Raw genomic sequence first — 23349 nt, 5'->3', positions numbered from 1 at the left:
CAAGTGGTCAATAGGAATCAATACCTAACGACAAGCCACAAGAGCGCTATGCTTTTGAGGTTGTATTCTAATAAAAGAGGATAAAATTATGCTGCCGGTGGAGGCCGGGAAAATAGGTGATAGGAATATGATGTTCCTTGGTAAAAAACAGCAGTAGTAATAGGCTGTTTTTCTTGATATTCTGGGTAAAAAGAATCAGGAACAAATGCTTCAGGCTCTTGTAAGATAACAGCAGTTTGATGCTCTGTTACCAAAACGTGACAAATCGCACAGTCGTCCTTTACATCTGTATCTTCGTGAGTAAGCACGTGAAGACCGGCCATTTTCGTAGTAAGAAAAAAGGCTAGGAATAAAAGCGAGATGTACTGTTTTATTCGTGCGTTCATAGTGCGATACCATCACAATGCTATCTAAATACTGCGATAGCGCGGCAAAAATAGGAATTCCGTCTCAACTTTATGCAACAAAGTTGCGTTAATTTGAATACGGAGTTCCGTGTGCTGGTCGTTCGATCTTATTTAGCAGCCACCAATGAGAATACACTCGAGGGCTATTACTGCTGGAGCTGAACATCTAAATAAACCGAATGTCTGTCATAGGTTTCAAAAAAGGGCTTAAAAGTTGTGCCATCTATAGTGAACTCCAGGGCTTTTGGATCTCCGGTAATAGTTTTTCCGAGATCTTCGGCGTTGAGCGTGATTGTTCTAAAATCGGTGCGTGGGGCTTCTTCTTGTGCCGCTAAAAGTACGGGCCCATAAAACAGACTTGCGATATTTTCTTGGTCCATAATAGGATCTAGCCTAAAGCTAAATGGCATTTTTAGTGCTACAGTATCGCCATTTTTCCAGCTTCGGCTAAGCTTCAGGTAGCTGCCGGGTTTAGCATTTGTTTTTTGAATTTTTCCGTTGATTTTGACCTCGATGCCATTGGTTGCCCAACCGGGAATTCTCAAATGCAAATCAAACTTTGCTTTTCCGTTGATGATCAATTTGGTTTGATCTTCTTGCGGATATGCCGTCACTTGTTGAATACTGATCTGCTGTTCGATCCACTGTAAAGTAGATGGAACAAAGAGATTTACATAAAGTGCTTTATTATCCTGACTTTTAAAATAAATCGAATTTTGAAGCTTGGTGCTGCTTTCTATCGCGGTTCCGTTACAGCAGGTAAAACCACTCATATCTGCATTGCTAAACTGTTTTTTAGAGCCGGGACGCAACGGAATATGATACGTATTCGCCGGAGTATGCTCTGCCACCGATGCCAAGATTTGATTATAAAGCGCTTGCTCATAATAATCCATCAACTCGGGTTGCTGATTGTAGAGAAATAAACCACGACTTAATTTGAGCATGTTGTAGGTTCCGCAGGTTTCGTTTTGACCACCGGCTGATAACCCATTTTCATACAAGGTAGCAGGCTGGGCGACAAAGCATTCTGCATTTGCCGGATTTCTAGCACCCGCGACACCGCCAATGCTATACATATAATCGTTTTTAGTTTTATACCAAAAATTATCGGCGATATGATAATAGGCAGCATTTTTTGAATTTCGATATAATTCTAATGCGCCCATAATCTGCGGAATGTGTTGATTGGCGTGCAGACCGCGATAAGTGTCTACATTTTTTGCGAGTCCGTGATTATGTTCAGCATCGCCATAAAATACCTTGATATTATCAAAGAGCTGCGCTGCTTTCAGATAGTTTTCATTCTCGGTTATACGGTATAAATGGGCAAGCGACTCGTTGATGCCGCCAAACTCTCCGGCGATATAGGTATTCCACATTGTGATGAGCGTTTCCGTAGGAAGTTGGCTCAGACGGGCATATACCCAACTCGCCATTCCCTCTGCGGTATGTAATGCTTTTTCATTTCCGCTTACTTCATACACATCGAGAAGTCCGGCTAGAATTTTATGTAAGGTGTAATAAGGAGCCCATACTTGTGTTTCCTGACCACCGTATTTTGCGCCGTGCTCAAGCATTATAAATTGGTCTGGCGGATAGGCGCTAATGTACCCTTCACCCCAATTCCAATAATCTGTACGAATACCCGCTTCGCTTAAATCTGATGAGTAAATTTCCTTATTTGGACCGGTAGGAACGGCAGTAGGATCGCTAACGAAAGTTGCGCTTGCAGTTGTTGGTTTTCCCGAGCGTTGTGATAAATCATAAAGCGTATTAACCATATAATTCATCTTTGCTTCAAAATTTTGCTGAAGTGTGTTGTCATAGCCGGTACTCGCATAGGCCTGGGCGATCGCGGTTAAATAATGCCCGGTTGCGTGGCCGCGAAGTTTTGTTTCTTGCGTATCCCAAACGCCAAGAGGTGTTGCTCCTTCAGGTTGTGGTTGCCCAAATGCATTTCTAAACATATACAAAAACGAGTCAGGGTTGGTGCCGGCCAGTGTAGTGATAAACTTATCGCGATTCTCAATAAATTTTGACTTTTGGCCCAAACGGTTTGCATCAAGGCTTACCTCATTTAAAGCAAACGCTTCAAGGGTGCGTTGCGGTGTTTCTTGGGCATTACCTTTTTTAACCACCACGGTCGCTTTAGGCTTAAAAGAAGTACCTAACACTTGGCCTGTAATTTCATAAGTTCCCGTTTGTAGCACACTGCTGTTATCTGTTGGAGCCGGCCAGATCACGCGAACTTTAGTTGTGTTTACCGGTATTTTATAGGTTGCGTCAACAAAACGAGGCAAGCGGGGAAGTTGGCCCACGACGGTTTCTACCGTAAGATCTGAGACACCTGTTAAATAGTTATTATACAATTGCGGTACATCATTAGCAAACTGCGGAAGGTTATCTTCAGGCTCGTGACGCTCATTGACCATACTTTCTTCTTTTCCGGTGGCGATGGCGTAAATGTTTTTAACTTGATTCTGACTCAGTGGTATTCGGTAGATTCTAAAATCGTGCAGCTTACCTTGTAGGCTACCCTCAGAAGCAGTAAGTGATTTGCCTAAGTACAGGTAATTATTTTCAGTATTGATTATGGTGTTCAAGTCAAGTGCGCTCAACATTTTTTGAGAAGCCAAAGCCCCGTTGAGGTAGATTTCTAAGCGCTGAGCAGTAACATCTACAATTACTGCAAGATGCGCCCAAGTATCACTATTTAGTTTTGAAAAAGTACCGGTAAGAGCGTTAGCGTTCGATTTTAAAACAACATTTCCTGAGACCGGATTAACATAAAAATGCCGGGCTGCATCTTTACCAAAATCAAACAGTGTTTGGTTTTCGGTATTTTGATCGAGTTGAATCCAAGTGGAGATCGACAAGGATTCCATACTGTTTAAGGTGGTTTGCGGGAGTTGAACAAACGCCGCGTCAGTTAAAGAAAGCACCTTTTTAAAAGTGGAGTCAGTGGTAAATTCGGCATTTTCGGATAAAGTGGCGTGCAGATTATTTCGCGACCAATCTTTAGCATTTCCATCAAAAATATAGCGTGCAATAAGCGCTGTTTCACCTATTCCATCAAGCGTTTGATCCCCATTTTGAGCAACTAATGTGGTGCTGTTAAGGCTTAAGACAGAAAGTAAGAAAACATAAAATATTCTGGAGAATTTCATAATAATAGGCTTGACGCGTTGCAATTGTGTTGTAAATATATCGTATTGAATTACTTGCTTTTGCTCATAATTTAGTCAATACTGGTATTTTTTTAGCAAAGATGCCGGAAAGCCATTTTTCTGTTGCGGTTTATAGAAGTGATAAAGTTTTAATGGTTAGAGGTTATTGATCTAAAGTGGTTCGGTTGTATCCAAAGCGGGTAATTTTTACGCAGTGTAACTTCTGTGTCAAATTGATATGTGTCTGTAAGGCATTGTTTTTCAGTTTTTTAAATTTTTCAAAGGTATTTCGGATAGCTTTTTGATTTTAAGAGTGTTGACGTTCATCACATTTTAAAATTTTTGAGTTTATGGCACGTAGAATACATACATTTTTAGCGCTTTTGGTCGTGTTTTTAATGGTGTTAGCAACCAATAGAATCGATCAGCATCATTTTGAAAAAGCACAGGAAACCGTCAACGAAGTTTTTAAAGATCGTGTCTTAGTTCAAGGCTATATTTTCTCAATTGCCCAAGCTCTACACGAGAAAGAACTAATGCTGGCGCAGCAAACCTATAATCGATCTAAAACTACCAATACCGCTATTGAAGATTTGATAGCCGATTTTGAAACTACCAAACTCACGCGTTCTGAGGCAGAACTTCTCAGTCAGTTTAAAAGCGATTTTGTCGCCTTACAGAAGTTAGAGACACGGTCAGTACAGCCTGAAATGGTTGCTCAACAGCAGCGTCAGATCGCAAACTTAAAAGAGTATTTAAACAAGTTGTCTGAAATTCAGATCACCGAAAGCAGAAACCTCACAACTAGCGCGCAAAAATCGCTTGATATGAGTAATATGATCGCCAATTTTGAAATCTTCTTTCTCATTTGCATTGGGATTGCATTACAGATCATTGTTTTTTATAAAGCTAAAAAGAGTGTCAAGGCTTAATTAATCGCACAGTCTTAGACGGCCGATTCTCATATTGTAAAAAGGTTAACTAACTTAGTAGAAATCTAAATGGATTCAATGAGCACTATTGAGGCAGCGTTAAAAGAACGTATTAAAGAATTGACATGTTTGTATGAAGTTTCTTCAATTTTAGTTGATGCAGACCCTAAAGAACATATAAAAACATTTACGGCTATCGCGCAAAGTATAAAAGTGGGGTTTCAGTATCCTGAAGATACCGAAGTCGTGATTGAGCAAGGTTCGATACATGTTGCGACAGGAACTATTTTAACCGATAAATTTCTTTCCACAAAAATTAAAGTTTTTGATGCGGTTGAAGGATTCATCAAGGTTTATTTGAACAAGGAATCTTTAGACTTTTTGCCTGAAGAGCAACCGCTTATAGATAACATTGGGATTAAAATTGGCGATTATCTGGATCGTGTAGCCAGTAAACAAAATGCAGCACGACTGCGTCAACAGATGGAACACGCAGACCGATTAGCGATCATTGGAGAGCTGACAGCTGGGATTGCGCACGAACTCAACACGCCGCTGGCTAATATTTTAGGCTTCGCCGAATTGCTCAAAGAAGATCTGGAAGAAAATTTTTCGGTGGCTGCGGATTTAGATAAAATTATCAAGAACGCGATTTTCTCCAGAGAAGTGGTTAAAAAGCTTATGTTTTTCTCCAGAGCAATGCCTCAAGAAAAAACTTTGGTCAATATTGTGCCGCAGGTCAGGGAGGCGATGAATTTACTCGACGCAACTTTTAGAAAAGAAAATGTGCGTTACACGGTGACCATCGCTGATGAAGAAATGCTGCTCGAAGTTGATACGGTGCAGCTTACCCAGATTTTGTTTAACCTGACCATCAATGCGATCTATTTTTCACCACCTGATGGTTTGGTGCAGATCAAAGTGAATCAAGATGCCGAAACAATTTATCTTGAAATTATTGATGAAGGCCCGGGGCTTTCAGATGAAGGGTTAGAGAAAGTGTTTCAACCCTTTTTTACGACAAAGCCCACAGGTTCAGGTGCAGGATTGGGATTAAGCGTGGTTCACGGAATCGTAACAAGCCATAACGGAAGCATTTCGGCAAAAAATAATAAGGATAAAGGAGCAACCTTTAAAGTAAGTTTACCCAAATAATGAGATTACGTAAAGAAAATATATTGATCGTAGATGATGATTTGCACATTCTAGAATTGCTGCAACGGCATCTGCACAGCTGGAATTACCATACCTACAGAGCTGTTTCTGTAAAAGAGGCGGTTGCAATCTTAAAAGATACGCACGTAGATCTGCTGATCACTGATTTAAAAATGCCTCAAATAGATGGTTTTGAACTTATCAAATTTGTTACCGAGCATTATCCTGATTTGCCTAAACTGGTGGTTACCGGCTTTCCTTCGGTACAAGATTCTTTAAAGGCGATAAAGTCTGGCGTAGTAGAATACCTCACTAAACCGTTTACCAAAGGTGAGTTGCAAGCCGCCGTAGCTAAGGCGTTGCCCAAGTCAAGTAAGGAGGTTGTCAAAAACGATACGGCAAAGCCCAAGCAACACGGGGAAATTATAGGTGCTTCAGAAAAGATAGAAGAAGTTTTACAGATCATAGACCGGGTAAAAGACAATAAAGCCACCATTTTTATCAACGGTGAAAGTGGTACTGGTAAAGAGCTTGTTGCCCGGGCAATTCATTACGAAGGTAAGTTTAGCAAAGCACCATTTATCCCTGTCAATTGCGGGGGTATACCTGAAAATCTTCTGGAAGCCGAATTGTTTGGGTACACTAAAGGAGCTTTCACAGGTGCAGATAAAGACCGAAAGGGAGCGTTTCAAGCTGCGCAAGGCGGAACTATTTTTTTAGATGAAATAGGGAATGCTTCGTTGGCGGTACAAGCACGACTGCTTAGGGTTTTGCAAGAAAAGGAAGTGGTTCGCGTGGGCGCACAAAAGCCCGAAAAAATAGATGTCAGGGTCATCGCAGCTACAAATAACAATCTAAGGGAAATGATAAAAAAACAAACCTTTAGAGAGGATTTGTATTACCGGCTGAGTGTTGTAGAGATTCCTTTGCCGGCCTTGCGCGAGCGTATGTCTGATATTCCGCTATTGGTAGATAAATTTCTATTTAAATACGGGGTAGAATATAAAGATCGCTTTATACGTATTGATCCAGAGGCACTCGAGATACTCAAGCGGTACACCTGGCCCGGAAATATTAGAGAATTAGAAAATATAATTCAGCGGGCGGTGATTATGTGTGATAAAGCGGTAGGCGTTAAAGATCTTCCTGATCATTTAAAATACAACCTTGAAATGCCGGAAAACAAATTGGTTTCTCTGGCAGAAATGGAACGCGACTACATTAAAAAAGTGCTTCGATCTACCGGAAATAACAAAACAAAAGCAGCAGAAATTCTTCAGATAACTCGCAAAACCTTGCGACATAAATTAGATAATTAAGCAGTGAAAATCGGATAATTTTTACCCGTATTGTGTAAAAATTATCCGAATGCATTCTTCAGCTAAAAATGTTTAAAAATATATAAATAACTGAAATTCAGTATTTTGAAAAATAGTATTGATAGGGTTTTATAGTATTGGCACGTGCCTTGCCTTTATATAGGCAAGAAAATCAAATAATTAATAACTATAAATATCAATACTATGAGAACTTTATTTTTAATAGCCGCGTTGGCCCTGGGAACTGTATCTGTACAAGCACAAGAAACGTGTGAAACTCCAAAAGTAAAAGCAGGAGATGTTCTCAAAATTGCTGAGCCGGCGCACAGCTCTTACGATCATTTTAATTTTCCAAAAAGCAATTTTATCATCAAACGCGGTGGTATTGCAAATTACCGAGCGCTTATCAATCAAGAAGTTGAAGTGACCGATGTGATTATGGAGAATGGTTGTATCGCAAAAGTTGATGTAAAGCTCGCAAACGGAAAAAAATTCTTCAATACCGTAAATACAGTAAGTGTAGATTTTAAGGAAGCGCTTGCTGCCGGAGAGCTTAGGTTGAAGTAGTGTTTAGTTAATTAGCCATAAACTAAAACGAAAAAGAGAGAAACATATAGTCAGTTAGTTAGTGTGCGCTTGTTAAGGCAGTTTGGAATCTTCTGTTATAACGGGCGCGTTTCTCTCACTTTTTACGAGCTCTTTGCTTAAAGCTTTATTTTGAATTAAACCACCCATTCCTGACGGCGTGTTGTAGGGATTACCTGTCTGGGAGTGGGTTTCTTTTTGAACTAGAAGAAAAGAATACTAATGCCTAAAAAGACGGTAAAACGCACGTTTAGAATTTCGAAATATATTATTTACAGAGAAACTTTTGTGGATTACAAAGAGTATTTCTGGTCATTTCTAGGGGCTTTTATGGGGATTGGGCTCATTGCCTATATCCAGTCGCATTATTTGCTACAAGTTGAAAACATATTTTTAATAGGCTCATTTGGAGCATCAAGTGTGCTAGTCTACGGGGCGATAAATAGTCCGATGGCACAGCCGCGTAACCTTTTAGGAGGTCACCTGATTTCAGCACTTATTGGTGTGAGTGTAGCCAAGTGGATTCCTGATATTGTTTGGATAGAAGCACCACTTGCAGTTGCGTTATCTATTTTAGCGATGCAATTCACAAAAACACTACATCCTCCCGGTGGAGCCACGGCGCTCATTGCAATTATAGGAACATCCAAAATAAAAGAACTGGGTTATTATTACGCGCTTTCACCAGTATTATCCGGTGCTCTCATTTTATACCTCACAGCACTCGTATTCAACAATCTTACCAAGCATAGAAGTTATCCGCTTAAAAAGCGATAGTACCTACTTAAAAGCAAATTGATTTTTGTGGTGAATTTCAATAAAAAACGGGCTTTACCTTGCGGTAGCCCGTTTTTATTTATGCTGCTAAGGAGCTAAAACTAGCAAGTTTTGTTTACTTAGAGCATGTAATTTAAGTGTAAACCTAAACGGTATTTGGCTTCAACGTTTCCGGCATTGAGATCTTGATGCACCGGAAGCATAACATTCACTCCGGTTCCTAATTTTCCGAATGAGATCTCTGCGCCTAATCGGGCAAACATAACATTCCCTTTAGTGTCAGCCACAGGCAAGCCGTAACTTTCATTTTCGGCGTAAACTTCGCCTGCTAATCCCGCATAAGGAATGATCTTATCAATACTTAAGGTGTTATATACTTTAGAAACATTGACACCATACGTAAATTGATTACCAAAATGATAATCCGCATTATTTTCGGTTTTAAAGGTGTAATTGGCCAGAACGCCCAATCCCCAAGTCTCATATCCCACCGAATAATTTGCGGCAAGAATATAATCCCAGCTACCTGTTCCTACCTGAAAACTTGGATTTACACTACCTTCATTATTGGCACGGTCGTAAGCGCCGGTGGGCATTTTTACACCACCACCAATCTCAAGCATATGTTTAAAGGTGGTTTGCTGATTGGCATAAAGGCCATCTACTTTAGGAGTGATGAGTGAATAAAAAGCAAGAACACTAAGATCACCTATCCCATCGATGCTTTGCGAGGAGCCGTCAACAAAATTACGGTTGTGAAAATGATAAGGTAAAATCGCGGTTACACTTAGCTTTTCAGTCACGGGAATTTTCCCCCAAAGCTGTAGCGTATTGAAATTCTCTTCAACCCAAGGCGAGTTATTAAAAATTCCGTCGCGTGATTGATAGCGCTGATAGATGTAACGGATACCGATGAAATTTTCATTTCCGATAGTGCCGTAGCCCATTCCGCCACCGGTGCTTCCGCAGCCGCAAAAATCACATTCTTCATAATCATATTTGTAGAATGGATTAACAGCCGAAGGTATTGGATCTTCAATGGGTGTATTTGCATAAACCATTAAAGTTGCCAATAGTATAAAACAAGAACTTATATATTTTAGCATGTTTCTATTGATTTTAATATTCTGCAAAACGCTCGTCTTCCAGAAACTCATTATCGGTAAGGGTATTTAGAAAAGCGATCAGTGCTTCCTGCTCATCTGTGGTGAGCGCAATTCCCAAACGTTCATTTTGTTGTAAAATAGGATCTAAGGTTTCAGATTCCTGTACGCCAGAATTGTAAAAATTGAGTACCGACTGTAAACTTCCAAAGCGGCCATCGTGCATATAAGGCGCAGTAATTGCCACATTGCGCAAACTGGGAACTTTAAATTTATAATTGTCTGCTGCGCTTCCGCTTACTTCTGCGCGCCCAATGTCATCAATGCCCGGATAGGGTGGGAGCCCATTATTTCTAAATGAATTATCAGTAAACAAATCGGTTGCATGACAGGTAGCACATTTTGATTCAAAAACAGCTAGACCTTCTTTTTCTAAGTCTGAAAATTCGCCACCTTCCTCTTTGCGTACATATTTGTCATACTTGGAGTTTGAAGAGATCATCGTTACCATAAACTGAGCGAGTGCTCTTAAGAAGTTTTCATTAGAAACTTCAGCATCTTCAAAAGCCGAAGCAAACAAGCGCTGATACTCGCTATCTGCCTGCAGCTTGCTCAGCACATTAGTCATCGTTTCTCCCATTTCTACTTCGTTAGTTATAGGAATAATAGGAAACAGGTCAAGATGTGAGGTCGCGCCATCCCAGGCAAATTCGGTTTGAAAAGCCATGTTCTGAATTGCCGGAGCGTTGCGCGTTCCTTCAAGATCATCGATCCCGTGACTAAATTGGTGCCCGTGATGCGTAAAGGCAAAACGCTGCTCATGACAAAAACCGCAAGAGATAAATCCGTTAGCTGAAAGCTTTCCGTCATAAAATAACTTTTTACCCAGTTCTACTCCGTTTTTGGTAGGCGGATTCGCGCTGAGGTCATAATTGATCTCCGGAAAATTATCAGGAAGCTCTAGCGCCAAAGCTTCGTCGATTGCAATGTATTCTGCGTCATCATTGCTGCTGCACGAAGCAAAAATGCATAGCAAAGCACAGCAGCTTATAAGCAATGATTTCATAGTGTAACTTTAATTGAAACCTGTTTGTACAGGAATCTAGTTAGATCTAATGCTCGATGTTTTCGCCGTTATGAACGTGGTCTACACGAAACATTCCAGTAGCATTCACCGCAATTTGCGGACTCTTAACTTCATCGATCATTACCACTGCTTTTTCTGAAAGAAGAATTTTAGTATTCCCGTCTAGAATTTCGTTAGCATCTACAGCAAAGTGCACGATAGGACTTAGCGATTCACTCACTAAAGCGGTTGTAGGTAGCTCAACAGTTACTTCTTTATAATTGTCAAGGCTGCTACCGTGGCTTCCCATGTGAATTTGAAAATTAGTAGCTTCGGTTACGGTAGCAGAGGTAAAGGTCCCTTCAAAATTCAAGAATTTATAACCGGCTTGCCATGACCACATCATTTCGGTTTCTTCAGCGATTTGTAAAAAATCTCCTTGACCTTCGGCGCCCTGAAGGTATTTTTCTTGATCTACTCCAACACCAAAACGCATTGCGACATAATCGCCCGCAGGAATGTTCTCAAGTACTACTTCGTTCATCGCTTCTTCTTCAGAAATCACAAAATAGCTATCGTCTTTTGGGTAAACATATTCATTACCTTCAGCATCAATAAGCACAAAGTTGCTCACGATATAATTGAAGCGATTTATGGTAAGGGTTTCGCCATTACTGTTGGTGTATGATGATGTGCCTAGCAGCAAATCGTCACCATTTACACTGTTATCAAACTCGATGGTGAGGTTGTTTTCGCCAGATAATTCTTGAGTTGCATCATCGTCTGAAGAGCACGAACTTACAGTAAGTGCTAGGGTTAAGATTAATAATTGAAGTTTTATTATAGTTTTCATTTCTTAATAAATATGGATTAATAGAATCCCAATAGGGAAGTGTAGGCGATAACTCGCCCTTAAAAAAATAGCGCTACGCAGCATTATAATCCACGTGCGCAAGAAGAATGGGGTATTAAGAAATGGGAGGTTTTAGCAAAGCGGCTGTAAAGCCCTCAATTTTTTTGAAAAGATAATGATCTGTAGGTTGCGTTTTGGTGGCAGCTTGCGGCAACTCAAAACTCCAATCTGTTTCAGATACAAAATAGGTGATGCTCAACTGAAAGTTAAGTTTTCCTTCGCGTTGTTGCGCATCTTTTTTCTTCGAAGCTTCTTCGGCAAGGGCGTTCATGAGGTAGCAGCGTCCGTTACAATTAAGTTCGGGACGGTCGCGGTTTACGCACAGCTCATCAGCTATATAATCATAATTGACCATATAGTCGAGTAGGGGCGCAACCGGGCGAAACACCATCAGCGCAGTGAAAAGAAACCAGAATATTTTCAACCTGCTTACTTAAGGGTAGTTGTAGCCTCGTCTAAGCTCTTATGCGTAAAATCGCGTAAGTCTTTAACTTCCTGAAGTTCGCCTTGTAAGCCTTCAATGCCTTGCTCAAGTTCCTGAGCAGTCATTTTAGCCACGGGAGTGCGGTCTTTTACATAAGTATCTGTAAAATCATGCATCCAGTCCATCATACGGGAATCAGCCTTTTTTAGGTTTTCCAGAATTTGTTGGTCTGCCTGGCCAAGAGAGTCTTGGGATTCCAGTTGCTCTTCAAGATTAGTGAGTTCGCTCATTTTAGGCATAAGTTCGTCATGAAGATCAATGACTTCAGTAAAAAGAGCATTGTATTGGTCGCGCTGTTCAGCATTCTCATCACAAGAAATCAAGCTTGTTGCCATAAGAATACACAACAAAACGACGCGACATTTATTAAAAATGTACATGGTAAAAAGTTTAGTTTGAATAAAAAATAGATTTATGTAAACTAAACAATAGGAGGGCGGAAGAGACCGGTTGCGGTTTCTCTAGCGGAAAGATTAGGATAGAAAGAAAAAGTAACTTGTGTTTGTTCAGCAAATACAATTGGGATCGAGAGCTCGTTTACTTCAATAATAAAAGGAAGCAACTCAATTGAAGACATAGTACTCTTTTTCTTTTGAGTAGACTCTTTTTCTGAAGCATCAGCGAGCGCTTGCATCAGGTAACATTTACCGTTACAATTTAATTGCGGTTTGTCTTTGTTCTCACAAAGCACGGTGCTGATATACTCATAATCAAGCGCATATTCTAAAAACGGAAATGCTGGGCGCAAAACCATTAGAAAGGCAAATATGATTACGAGATTTTTCACAGCGCAAAATTAATGTTTACGACTGAGAAAACGCTTGAAAAGTAATTTTTAACGCAGTGAGGCTATTAAGTTTTTAAAAGAATCGAGGCGTTAGCATACGGTTGTATTCCTTAAATAACTCAAACCGAAGAAAAACTTCATAGGTTCCATTATTGTAAGTCGCATTCCCTAAATCTGTTGATTCTCTATCATATGCGAAGCCAATAAGCAAACCATCATTCACCTGAAAAGCCGCCAAAGCACTCAATGCAGCACTCCAACGATAGGAAGCTCCTAAGGTCAATTTATCATACAATAAAAAGTTTGCATTCACATCTACCGAAAGAGGTGCTCCTGCAACCATCTTCACTAAAGTAGAAGGTTTAAATTTTAAATTTCGGTTGAGATCAAATACATAACCTGCTAAACCATAATAGTGAATTTCTTCTTCAGAAACAAAAGTTTGTGCTCCTTGTGAACCGCTTCGGTCAAAATGATCAGTACGCAATAACTGCGGAGCAGATAATCCACCGTAAAATTTGGCATCGTGATAAAAGATACCAACACCTACGTTTGGCGAAAGCTTATTATCAATACTCACTAAAAAAGGATCATTCTGATTAAATGGATTGGTTCGGCTAAAATCGACATCTAATAAATTCAAAGAACCTTTCAATCCAAAACTGAATTTACCCTCAGCACCCGTATCTATGGTATAACTAAAATCAGTATTAAAATAGGTCTCTCTCGCTGGTCCCAAAACATCATTTACCAAACTGAAACCCAGTCCGACTTTTCCTAAACCAATAGGGCTGTGTACTGACAGGTTTTGAGTGCTGGGCGCACCATCAAGACCTACCCACTGACTGCGGTGTAACAGCAAAATACTGGTTACCCCGCGGTTCCCCGCATACGCGGGGTTGATCACCAAAGGGTTGTACATATATTGCGTGTATTGCGGATCTTGCTGGGCTATCCCTAAGGAATAGCTCAGCAAGAAAACCATCAATAAACTTATTTTAATTAAACTCAATTTCATGTGTTATTAAGATTTGGGTTGGGCATTTCGTTCATTATAGCAATTTAATTGATATAAATGTATCCTGCTTTCTGACGGGTATTGCCACGCTGAGTAACATATTCTAATACATAGAAGTATGTGCCGGTAGGTAATAACTCGCCACTATCTATAACCACGCGACCATTAGAATATCCTCTAAAAGGTTCACTGCCGGGTTGACCGTAGTTTTCCTCTTTAAAGACTTCAACACCCCAACGGTTAAAGATTCTCAAGGTATTGTCTGGGAAGCGCTCAATTGCACCAATCACGAGTTGATCGTTAAGACCGTCTCCGTTAGGCGTGATCACGTTGTAAATAAATACATCCTCAATTGAAAGCACTAGTCGCGTTGGGTCATCTGGATTTCCGTCGCCATTAGCATCCTCGTTCGTACTGTTAGTAGGATCATCAGAAATATCAGTCACAATAGTACTTCTCTGCGTAGTACCATAGACGCTAGCGGTGTTATCAACATAACCTGTCATCACATCGCTGCGTGTTATTGCGTACTCTGCATAGAATGTAGTAGCATCAGATTCTCCCGGAGCCAGACTTATAGGTCCACCAATCACAGTTACTAATTCATCAGTAATTGTGATGTTATTGATCGTGGTATTACCTGTGTTGGTCACTACAAACGTATATCTGATAATATCACCTAAATCAGGTATGTTACTGCTGTTAGCATCTACATACTCAGCCATCTTTAACAGTTCGATACTTGCATCTTCATTGATGACAAATACTGTAGGATCTTCAAAATCACCGTCATTGTCTTCATCAACATTTAAAGCATCAGTAGGATCGTCAGAGAAATCATCAATCAATACACCATTAGTATCAACACCTGTTGCCAGCGCAATGTTGATTACTTCTCCAGCTTCAACATCGGCAGGAGTTATAGTGTATTCTGCACTAAAACTACTAGCGTCAGACTCACCCGGAGCAAGATCTATTGGTCCGCCCGTTACAGTAACTAAGTCATCAACGATAGTGATATCATTAATAGTAACGCTACCATTGTTATTAACGGTAAAGTTGTAGATCAGATTGTCTCCAGAATTTACAAGACCATCACCATTAGTGTCTTCATAACGTACGACCTTAAGTAATTCAAGATTAGAATTTCCATTAAGAAGCGTAACTGTTGCATCGTCATCACGACCGGTGTCATCTGCCGCATTTCCACTATCGGAAACGTCACTGATCACATTGTCGTTCTCATCTATACCCGAAATACTTGCGGTATTGATCACCCTTCCAAAATCAATATCAGATTGAGTAATGCTATAGTCAATCGTTAGTGATGTGCTTTCTCCAGGAGCTAAGCTTGAAGGTGTAATTGCAAGATCAGCAATGCCTAATTCTGAATCAGTAAGTCTAAGGTCATCAATAACGTAACTACCGGTATTTGTTATACTGAACGTGTACGTAATGATATCACCAATATTTACCGAAGCATTAGCATCAGTGTCAACAAAGACAGCATCTTTAATAAGTGCTAATCCCGACTCAAGCACAACCACAGTGACTTGTGCACTATCACAGTTGCCCGGATTGAGTGTTTCACAAATACTGTATGCTACGGTATAGGTACCTTGTGGTGTATTTGGCGGTACGATCAGGTTGCCATTGGCATTGATCGCCACACCGTTAAGACCACCGTTGTTCACGATATAAATATCCGCATCATCTACTGGTGCACCATCTAAGGTATCGTTAAGGGTTACATCACCTGCGATACCACCGTCAACACCATTTACCGGAGTCAGACTAAAGTCATCATCCTCTGCTACCAAGGTACCTGCTGCCACGCTAATGGTTACACTAGCAGTCTGACAGTTACCAGGATTTAAGTTTTCACATACCGAGTAGGTAAAAGTATAATCTCCTGCTACGGTATTTGGCGGCACGATGATGTTTCCGTTATCGTTGATTGCCAATCCTTCTAATCCGCCGTTGTTTACCAGAGTGACATTTACATCAGCCGGATCGATCGGATTAGCATTAAGCTCATCATTAGCAAGTACATTACCCGGGATACCACCGTTTCTTCCGCTGATAGGTGTTGCGCTAAAGTCATCATCGATCAAGGTGATGGCAGAAGGTTCAACAACCACAGTGACTTGTGCACTATCACAGTTGCCTGGATTGAGTGTTTCACAAATACTGTATGCTACGGTATAGGTACCTTGTGGTGTATTTGGCGGTACGATCAGATTACCATTGGCATTGATCGCCACACCGTTTAGTCCACCGTTGTTCACGATATAAATATCCGCATCATCTACTGGTGCACCATCTAAGGTATCGTTAAGGGTTACATCACCTGCGATACCACCGTCAACACCATTTACCGGAGTCAGACTAAAGTCATCATCCTCTGCTACTAAAGTACCTGCTGCAACGCTAATGGTTACACTAGCAGTCTGACAGTTACCAGGATTCAAGTTCTCACATACCGAGTAGGTGAAAGTATACTCTCCTGCCACGGTATTTGGCGGCACGATGATGTTTCCGTTATCGTTGATTGCCAATCCTTCTAATCCTCCGTTGTTTACCAGAGTGACATTTACATCAGCCGGATCGATCGGATTAGCATTAAGCTCATCATTAGCGAGTACATTACCCGGGATACCACCGTTTCTTCCGCTGATAGGTGTTGCACTAAAGTCATCATCGATCAAGGTGATGGCAGAAGGCTCAACAACCACAGTGACTTGTGCACTATCACAGTTGCCCGGATTGAGTGTTTCACAAATACTGTATGCTACGGTATAGGTACCTTGTGGTGTATTTGGCGGTACGATCAGATTACCATTGGCATTGATCGCCACACCGTTTAGTCCACCGTTGTTCACGATATAAATATCCGCATCATCTACTGGTGCACCATCTAAGGTATCGTTAAGGGTTACATCACCTGCGATACCACCGTCAACACCATTTACCGGAGTTGTACTAAAGTCATCATCCTCTGCTACCAAGGTACCTGCTGCCACGCTAATGGTTACACTAGCAGTCTGACAGTTACCAGGATTTAAGTTTTCACATACCGAGTAGGTAAAAGTATAATCTCCTGCTACGGTATTTGGCGGCACGATGATGTTTCCGTTATCGTTGATTGCCAATCCTTCTAATCCGCCGTTGTTTACCAGAGTGACATTTACATCAGCCGGATCGATCGGATTAGCATTAAGCTCATCATTAGCAAGTACATTACCCGGGATACCACCGTTTCTTCCGCTGATAGGTGTTGCGCTAAAGTCATCATCGATCAAGGTGATGGCAGAAGGTTCAACAACCACAGTGACTTGTGCACTATCACAGTTGCCTGGATTGAGTGTTTCACAAATACTGTATGCTACGGTATAGGTACCTTGTGGTGTATTTGGCGGTACGATCAGGTTACCATTGGCATTGATCGCCACACCGTTTAGTCCACCGTTGTTCACGATATAAATATCCGCATCATCTACTGGTGCACCATCTAAGGTATCGTTAAGGGTTACATCACCTGCGATACCACCGTCAACACCATTTACCGGAGTCAGACTAAAGTCATCATCCTCTGCTACCAAGGTACCTGCTGCCACGCTAATGGTTACACTAGCAGTCTGACAGTTACCAGGATTTAAGTTTTCACATACCGAGTAGGTAAAAGTATAATCTCCTGCTACGGTATTTGGCGGCACGATGATGTTTCCGTTATCGTTGATTGCCAATCCTTCTAATCCGCCGTTGTTTACCAGAGTGACATTTACATCAGCCGGATCGATCGGATTAGCATTAAGCTCATCATTAGCAAGTACATTACCCGGGATACCACCGTTTCTTCCGCTGATAGGTGTTGCGCTAAAGTCATCATCGATCAAGGTGATGGCAGAAGGTTCAACAACCACAGTGACTTGTGCACTATCACAGTTGCCTGGATTGAGTGTTTCACAAATACTGTATGCTACGGTATAGGTACCTTGTGGTGTATTTGGCGGTACGATCAGGTTACCATTGGCATTGATCGCCACACCGTTTAGTCCACCGTTGTTCACGATATAAATATCCGCATCATCTACTGGTGCACCATCTAAGGTATCGTTAAGGGTTACATCACCTGCGATACCACCGTCAACACCATTTACCGGAGTCAGACTAAAGTCATCATCCTCTGCTACTAAAGTACCTGCTGCAACGCTAATGGTTACACTAGCAGTCTGACAGTTACCAGGATTCAAGTTCTCACATACCGAGTAGGTGAAAGTATACTCTCCTGCCACGGTATTTGGCGGCACGATGATGTTTCCGTTATCGTTGATTGCCAATCCTTCTAATCCTCCGTTGTTTACCAGAGTGACATTTACATCAGCCGGATCGATCGGATTAGCATTAAGCTCATCATTAGCAAGTACATTACCCGGGATACCACCGTTTCTTCCGCTGATAGGTGTTGCGCTAAAGTCATCATCGATCAAGGTGATGGCAGAAGGTTCAACAACCACAGTGACTTGTGCACTATCACAGTTGCCTGGATTGAGTGTTTCACAAATACTGTATGCTACGGTATAGGTACCTTGTGGTGTATTTGGCGGTACGATCAGGTTACCATTGGCATTGATCGCCACACCGTTTAGTCCACCGTTGTTCACGATATAAATATCCGCATCATCTACTGGTGCACCATCTAAGGTATCGTTAAGGGTTACATCACCTGCGATACCACCGTCAACACCATTTACCGGAGTCAGACTAAAGTCATCATCCTCTGCTACTAAAGTACCTGCTGCAACGCTAATGGTTACACTAGCAGTCTGACAGTTACCAGGATTCAAGTTCTCACATACCGAGTAGGTGAAAGTATACTCTCCTGCCACGGTATTTGGCGGCACGATGATGTTTCCGTTATCGTTGATTGCCAATCCTTCTAATCCTCCGTTGTTTACCAGAGTGACATTTACATCAGCCGGATCGATCGGATTAGCATTAAGCTCATCATTAGCGAGTACATTACCCGGGATACCACCGTTTCTTCCGCTGATAGGTGTTGCACTAAAGTCATCATCGATCAAGGTGATGGCAGAAGGCTCAACAACCACAGTGACTTGTGCACTATCACAGTTGCCCGGATTGAGTGTTTCACAAATACTGTATGCTACGGTATAGGTACCTTGTGGTGTATTTGGCGGTACGATCAGATTACCATTGGCATTGATCGCCACACCGTTTAGTCCACCGTTGTTCACGATATAAATATCCGCATCATCTACTGGTGCACCATCTAAGGTATCGTTAAGGGTTACATCACCTGCGATACCACCGTCAACACCATTTACCGGAGTTGTACTAAAGTCATCATCCTCTGCTACCAAGGTACCTGCTGCCACGCTAATGGTTACACTAGCAGTCTGACAGTTACCAGGATTTAAGTTTTCACATACCGAGTAGGTAAAAGTATAATCTCCTGCTACGGTATTTGGCGGCACGATGATGTTTCCGTTATCGTTGATTGCCAATCCTTCTAATCCGCCGTTGTTTACCAGAGTGACATTTACATCAGCCGGATCGATCGGATTAGCATTAAGCTCATCATTAGCAAGTACATTACCCGGGATACCACCGTTTCTTCCGCTGATAGGTGTTGCGCTAAAGTCATCATCGATCAAGGTGATGGCAGAAGGTTCAACAACCACAGTGACTTGTGCACTATCACAGTTGCCTGGATTGAGTGTTTCACAAATACTGTATGCTACGGTATAGGTACCTTGTGGTGTATTTGGCGGTACGATCAGGTTACCATTGGCATTGATCGCCACACCGTTTAGTCCACCGTTGTTCACGATATAAATATCCGCATCATCTACTGGTGCACCATCTAAGGTATCGTTAAGGGTTACATCACCTGCGATACCACCGTCAACACCATTTACCGGAGTCAGACTAAAGTCATCATCCTCTGCTACTAAAGTACCTGCTGCAACGCTAATGGTTACACTAGCAGTCTGACAGTTACCAGGATTCAAGTTCTCACATACCGAGTAGGTGAAAGTATAATCTCCTGCTACGGTATTTGGCGGCACGATGATGTTTCCGTTATCGTTGATTGCCAATCCTTCTAATCCTCCGTTGTTTACCAGAGTGACATTTACATCAGCCGGATCGATCGGATTAGCATTAAGCTCATCATTAGCAAGTACATTACCCGGGATACCACCGTTTCTTCCGCTGATAGGTGTTGCGCTAAAGTCATCATCGATCAAGGTGATGGCAGAAGGTTCAACAACCACAGTGACTTGTGCACTATCACAGTTGCCTGGATTGAGTGTTTCACAAATACTGTATGCTACGGTATAGGTACCTTGTGGTGTATTTGGCGGTACGATCAGGTTACCATTGGCATTGATCGCCACACCGTTTAGTCCACCGTTGTTCACGATATAAATATCCGCATCATCTACTGGTGCACCATCTAAGGTATCGTTAAGGGTTACATCACCCGCAATACCACCGTCAACACCATTTACCGGAGTCAGACTAAAGTCATCATCCTCTGCTACCAAGGTACCTGCTGCAACGCTAATGGTTACACTAGCAGTCTGACAGTTACCAGGATTTAAGTTTTCACATACGGAGTAGGTGAAGGTATAGTCTCCTGCTACGGTATTTGGCGGCACGATGATGTTTCCGTTATCGTTGATTGCCAATCCTTCTAATCCTCCGTTGTTTACTAGCGTGACATTCACATCAGCCGGATCTATCGGACTATCATTAAGCTCATCATTAGCGAGTACATTACCCGGGATACCACCGTTTCTTCCGCTGATAGGTGTTGCGCTAAAGTCATCATCGATCAAGGTGATGGCAGAAGGCTCAACAACCACAGTGACTTGTGCACTATCACAGTTGCCTGGATTGAGTGTTTCACAAATACTGTATGCTACGGTATAGGTACCTTGTGGTGTATTTGGCGGTACGATCAGGTTACCATTGGCATTGATCGCCACACCGTTGAGTCCACCATTGTTCACGATATAAATATCCGCATCATCTACCTGTATACCATCTAAGGTATCATTAAGGGTTACATCACCCGCAATACCACCGTCAACACCATTTACCGGAGTTGTACTAAAGTCATCATCCTCTGCTACCAAGGTACCTGCTGCCACGTTAATGGTTACACTAGCAGTCTGACAGTTACCAGGATTTAAGTTTTCACATACGGAGTAGGTGAAGGTATAGTCTCCTGCTACGGTATTTGGCGGCACGATGATATTTCCGTTATCGTTGATTGCCAATCCTTCTAATCCTCCGTTGTTGACCAGCGTGACATTCACATCAGCCGGATCGATCGGACTAGCATTAAGCTCATCATTAGCAAGTACATTACCCGGGATACCACCGTTTCTTCCACTGATAGGAGTTGCGCTAAAGTCATCATCAGTAAGTGCAATATTAGAAGCTCCTACTAAAATAGTAGCACTATTAGTATCACAGTTGCCTGGATTCAGATTCTCACAAATAGAATATGTGATCACATAGTTTCCGTTAGGTGTAAGTGGTGGGACGTTGATTGTTCCGTCATTATTCAATTCAACACCATTAAGTCCACCGGTACTGATCAAACTAATATCAATATCATCATCATTCACCAATGCGCCGTTAAGGAAGTCATTAGCGGTTACATCGCCGGCAATTCCTCCAGTCTGACCATTAACTGCAGTACCTGTAAAGTCGTCTATAGTAGCAGTAATAGTAGGTGCTATAATTCGCAGTTCTACGGTAGTTGATGAGCAATTTGAAGGATTAATTACACCACAAATTCTATACTGAAGTGTGTAATCTCCTTCCGGTACACCTGCCGGAACTGTAATCGTTCCGTCAGAATTCACCTGTAGCCCATTAATTCCACCTGTATTAATCAATCTGATCGTAACATTTGCTGGTGTAATAGGATCTCCATTAACTAAATCATTACTAATGATATTAGGGGTTGTACCGCCCACGAATCCATTGATAGGAGTGCCGGTGTAGTCATCTGGTACGGCAGTAAGTTCAGGAAGATCAACCACAATTGTAATTGTAGCGCTATCACATTCACCGGTATTGATTTGATCACATATTTGATAGATTACACTATATGAACCGGCCGCTGTTCCTGAAGGAACGGTTACGGTACCATCAGGATTAAGGGTTAATCCATTGATTCCACCATTGTTGATTAAACTTAGATTGACATTAGCAGTAGTGGCTGGATTTCCATTAATTAGATCGTTTACCAAAACATTAGGTAGTGTTGCTCCTTCATATCCGTCAACAGGTGTTGAACTATAATCATCATTATTAGCATTAACATCACCTCCACCAACATTAACAAGAGCAGTAGCGGTATCACAATTTGCAGGATTTAGGACGTCACATATTTGATAGGTTACCGTATATGTTGCAATAGCAGTACCAGCCGGTACTTCTAAAATTCCGTTACTATTAATTGTTACACCCGTTAATCCGCCTTCGTCGACCACTGTTACCGTTACATAAGTAGCGTTGGCCATGCGTGTATTCACAAGGTCATTGCTGAAGACATTTCCGGCTGAACCGCCATCAAGACCATTAATGGTTGTAGCTGAAAAATCATCATTCACCGCGTCAACAACCGGACTGTTAACCAATAAGGTTACTTGAGCGGTATCACAGTTACCGGCATTAAGGCTTTCGCAGATCTGATAAGTAATAGTATAGGTTCCTGGAGGAGTTTGCATCGGAATAACTAAAGTACCATCACTTAAAATATCAAGATCAGTAATGCCGTCATTATCTATAATAGACGGAGTCACTTTAGTGTTACCGAATGAATTTCCGTTTAAAGTATCATTACTGTACACCGAAGCAGTGCTTCCACCATCAAAACCATCTACAGGTGCTGCAGTGAAGTCATCATCAACGGCATCAATAGGTGCTACTCCTACCGCTACGGTTATTGGTGCAGAACCACAATTGCCCGGATTTAAATTCTCGCAGATCGTATATACAATGGTGTAAGAACCTGCCGGTGTATTTGGAGGAATAATTAAATTTCCATCATCATCAATACTTGCGCCGGCTAATCCGCCATCATCAGTAATAAAGATATCATCGTCATTAACAGGAGCTCCGTTGAACGTATCGTTAGCCGTAACGTCTCCTGCGATACCTCCGGTTAAACCGTTGACTGGTGAACCGCTAAAATCATCAGGGATCGCTGCAATGGTTGCAGGATCTACCACTACCGTTGCAGTTGCAGTCTCGCAGTTGCTTAGATTTAGATTTTCGCAGATACGATAAACAATGTTATACGTTCCTGCAGGAGTTGCTGAAGGAATCATTAATGTGCCATCATTATCAATGGTTACACCGTTTAATCCATCAGGATCTACTATAGAAATAGTGATATCACCATCTTCTACAGCAACACCATTAAGTGTGTCATTAATAGTCACGTCTCCTGCGTTACCTCCGGTTTGTCCTGCAATCGGAGTACCACTAAAGTCATCATCATTGGCAGTAATCATTGCAGCATTTACAAGTACCGTAATGCTCGCAGTATCGCAGTTGCCTGAATTTAAGTTTTCACAGATCTGG

General features: G+C 41.7%; 15 protein-coding genes (1 of these 15 cut by a window edge). 5 read left to right on the top strand and 10 right to left on the bottom strand.

Annotated elements, in window-relative coordinates:
* Positions 1–86: 86 nt before the first annotated feature.
* Positions 87–386 carry a hypothetical protein gene (locus tag HCN54_RS13820; RefSeq protein WP_167598242.1) on the bottom strand — a complete coding sequence of 100 codons (300 nt, stop codon included), beginning with the start codon at positions 384–386 and terminating at the stop codon, positions 87–89.
* Positions 387–553: 167 nt separating this feature from the next.
* A complete protein-coding gene (locus HCN54_RS13815) occupies positions 554–3577 on the bottom strand; it encodes a beta-L-arabinofuranosidase domain-containing protein (protein ID WP_167598241.1) in 3024 nt (1007 codons plus the stop codon).
* A 350-nt stretch (positions 3578–3927) separates the two neighbouring features.
* Here HCN54_RS13815 and HCN54_RS13810 point away from each other — a divergent pair, with 350 nt between their 5' ends.
* The 5 genes from HCN54_RS13810 (at position 3928) to HCN54_RS13790 (ending at position 8345) form a co-directional block, all read left to right on the top strand.
* Positions 3928–4509, top strand: coding sequence for a hypothetical protein (locus HCN54_RS13810; protein ID WP_167598240.1), 582 nt, complete (start codon positions 3928–3930; stop codon positions 4507–4509).
* A 78-nt stretch (positions 4510–4587) separates the two neighbouring features.
* Positions 4588–5664 carry a sensor histidine kinase gene (locus HCN54_RS13805; RefSeq protein ID WP_167598239.1) on the top strand — a complete coding sequence of 359 codons (1077 nt, stop codon included), beginning with the start codon at positions 4588–4590 and terminating at the stop codon, positions 5662–5664.
* Positions 5664–6983, top strand: a complete 1320-nt coding sequence (locus HCN54_RS13800) for a sigma-54-dependent transcriptional regulator (protein WP_167598238.1) — start codon at positions 5664–5666, stop codon at positions 6981–6983. The genes HCN54_RS13805 and HCN54_RS13800 overlap by 1 nt, the downstream gene beginning before the upstream one ends.
* A 204-nt stretch (positions 6984–7187) precedes the next feature.
* Positions 7188–7550, top strand: coding sequence for a hypothetical protein (locus tag HCN54_RS13795; protein WP_167598237.1), 363 nt, complete (start codon positions 7188–7190; stop codon positions 7548–7550).
* Between the two features lie 240 nt (positions 7551–7790).
* On the top strand, positions 7791–8345 hold the full coding sequence (locus tag HCN54_RS13790) for an HPP family protein (protein WP_167598236.1): 555 nt from the start codon (positions 7791–7793) through the stop codon (positions 8343–8345).
* Positions 8346–8464: 119 nt separating this feature from the next.
* Here the strand turns inward: HCN54_RS13790 and HCN54_RS13785 are convergent, their stop codons facing one another.
* The 8 genes from HCN54_RS13785 to HCN54_RS13750 all read right to left on the bottom strand — a co-directional run.
* Complete coding sequence (locus HCN54_RS13785) at positions 8465–9451, bottom strand: transporter (protein WP_167598235.1); 987 nt, start codon at positions 9449–9451, stop codon at positions 8465–8467.
* Positions 9452–9464: 13 nt separating this feature from the next.
* Entirely contained in the window at positions 9465–10514 is a 1050-nt protein-coding gene (locus HCN54_RS13780; RefSeq protein WP_167598234.1) for a cytochrome-c peroxidase, read from the bottom strand.
* A gap of 46 nt (positions 10515–10560) precedes the next feature.
* Positions 10561–11367, bottom strand: coding sequence for an MbnP family protein (locus HCN54_RS13775; RefSeq protein ID WP_167598233.1), 807 nt, complete (start codon positions 11365–11367; stop codon positions 10561–10563).
* A 115-nt stretch (positions 11368–11482) separates the two neighbouring features.
* Positions 11483–11851: a hypothetical protein gene (locus HCN54_RS13770; RefSeq protein ID WP_072980506.1), complete on the bottom strand. Its 369-nt coding sequence runs from the start codon at positions 11849–11851 to the stop codon at positions 11483–11485.
* Between the two features lie 5 nt (positions 11852–11856).
* A complete protein-coding gene (locus HCN54_RS13765) occupies positions 11857–12291 on the bottom strand; it encodes a hypothetical protein (RefSeq protein WP_167598232.1) in 435 nt (144 codons plus the stop codon).
* Between the two features lie 41 nt (positions 12292–12332).
* Positions 12333–12698 (bottom strand): hypothetical protein, encoded by a 366-nt coding sequence (locus tag HCN54_RS13760; RefSeq protein WP_167598231.1) that lies wholly within the window; start codon positions 12696–12698, stop codon positions 12333–12335.
* A 73-nt stretch (positions 12699–12771) separates the two neighbouring features.
* On the bottom strand, positions 12772–13716 hold the full coding sequence (locus tag HCN54_RS13755; protein WP_072980500.1) for a type IX secretion system membrane protein PorP/SprF: 945 nt from the start codon (positions 13714–13716) through the stop codon (positions 12772–12774).
* A 44-nt stretch (positions 13717–13760) separates the two neighbouring features.
* On the bottom strand, positions 13761–23349 hold the 3' end of the coding sequence (locus tag HCN54_RS13750) for an Ig-like domain-containing protein (RefSeq protein ID WP_167598230.1). 23801 nt of this gene lie beyond the right edge of the window; the window shows 9589 of its 33390 coding nt (coding positions 23802–33390); the start codon falls outside the window, past its right edge; it ends in the stop codon at positions 13761–13763.

This window comes from Leeuwenhoekiella sp. ZYFB001 (assembly GCF_011784865.1).
Classification (GTDB): Bacteria; Bacteroidota; Bacteroidia; order Flavobacteriales; family Flavobacteriaceae; genus Leeuwenhoekiella; species Leeuwenhoekiella palythoae.
Note: the sequence above shows the minus strand (reverse complement) of the source record. Positions and strands in the feature narration are given on the sequence as shown.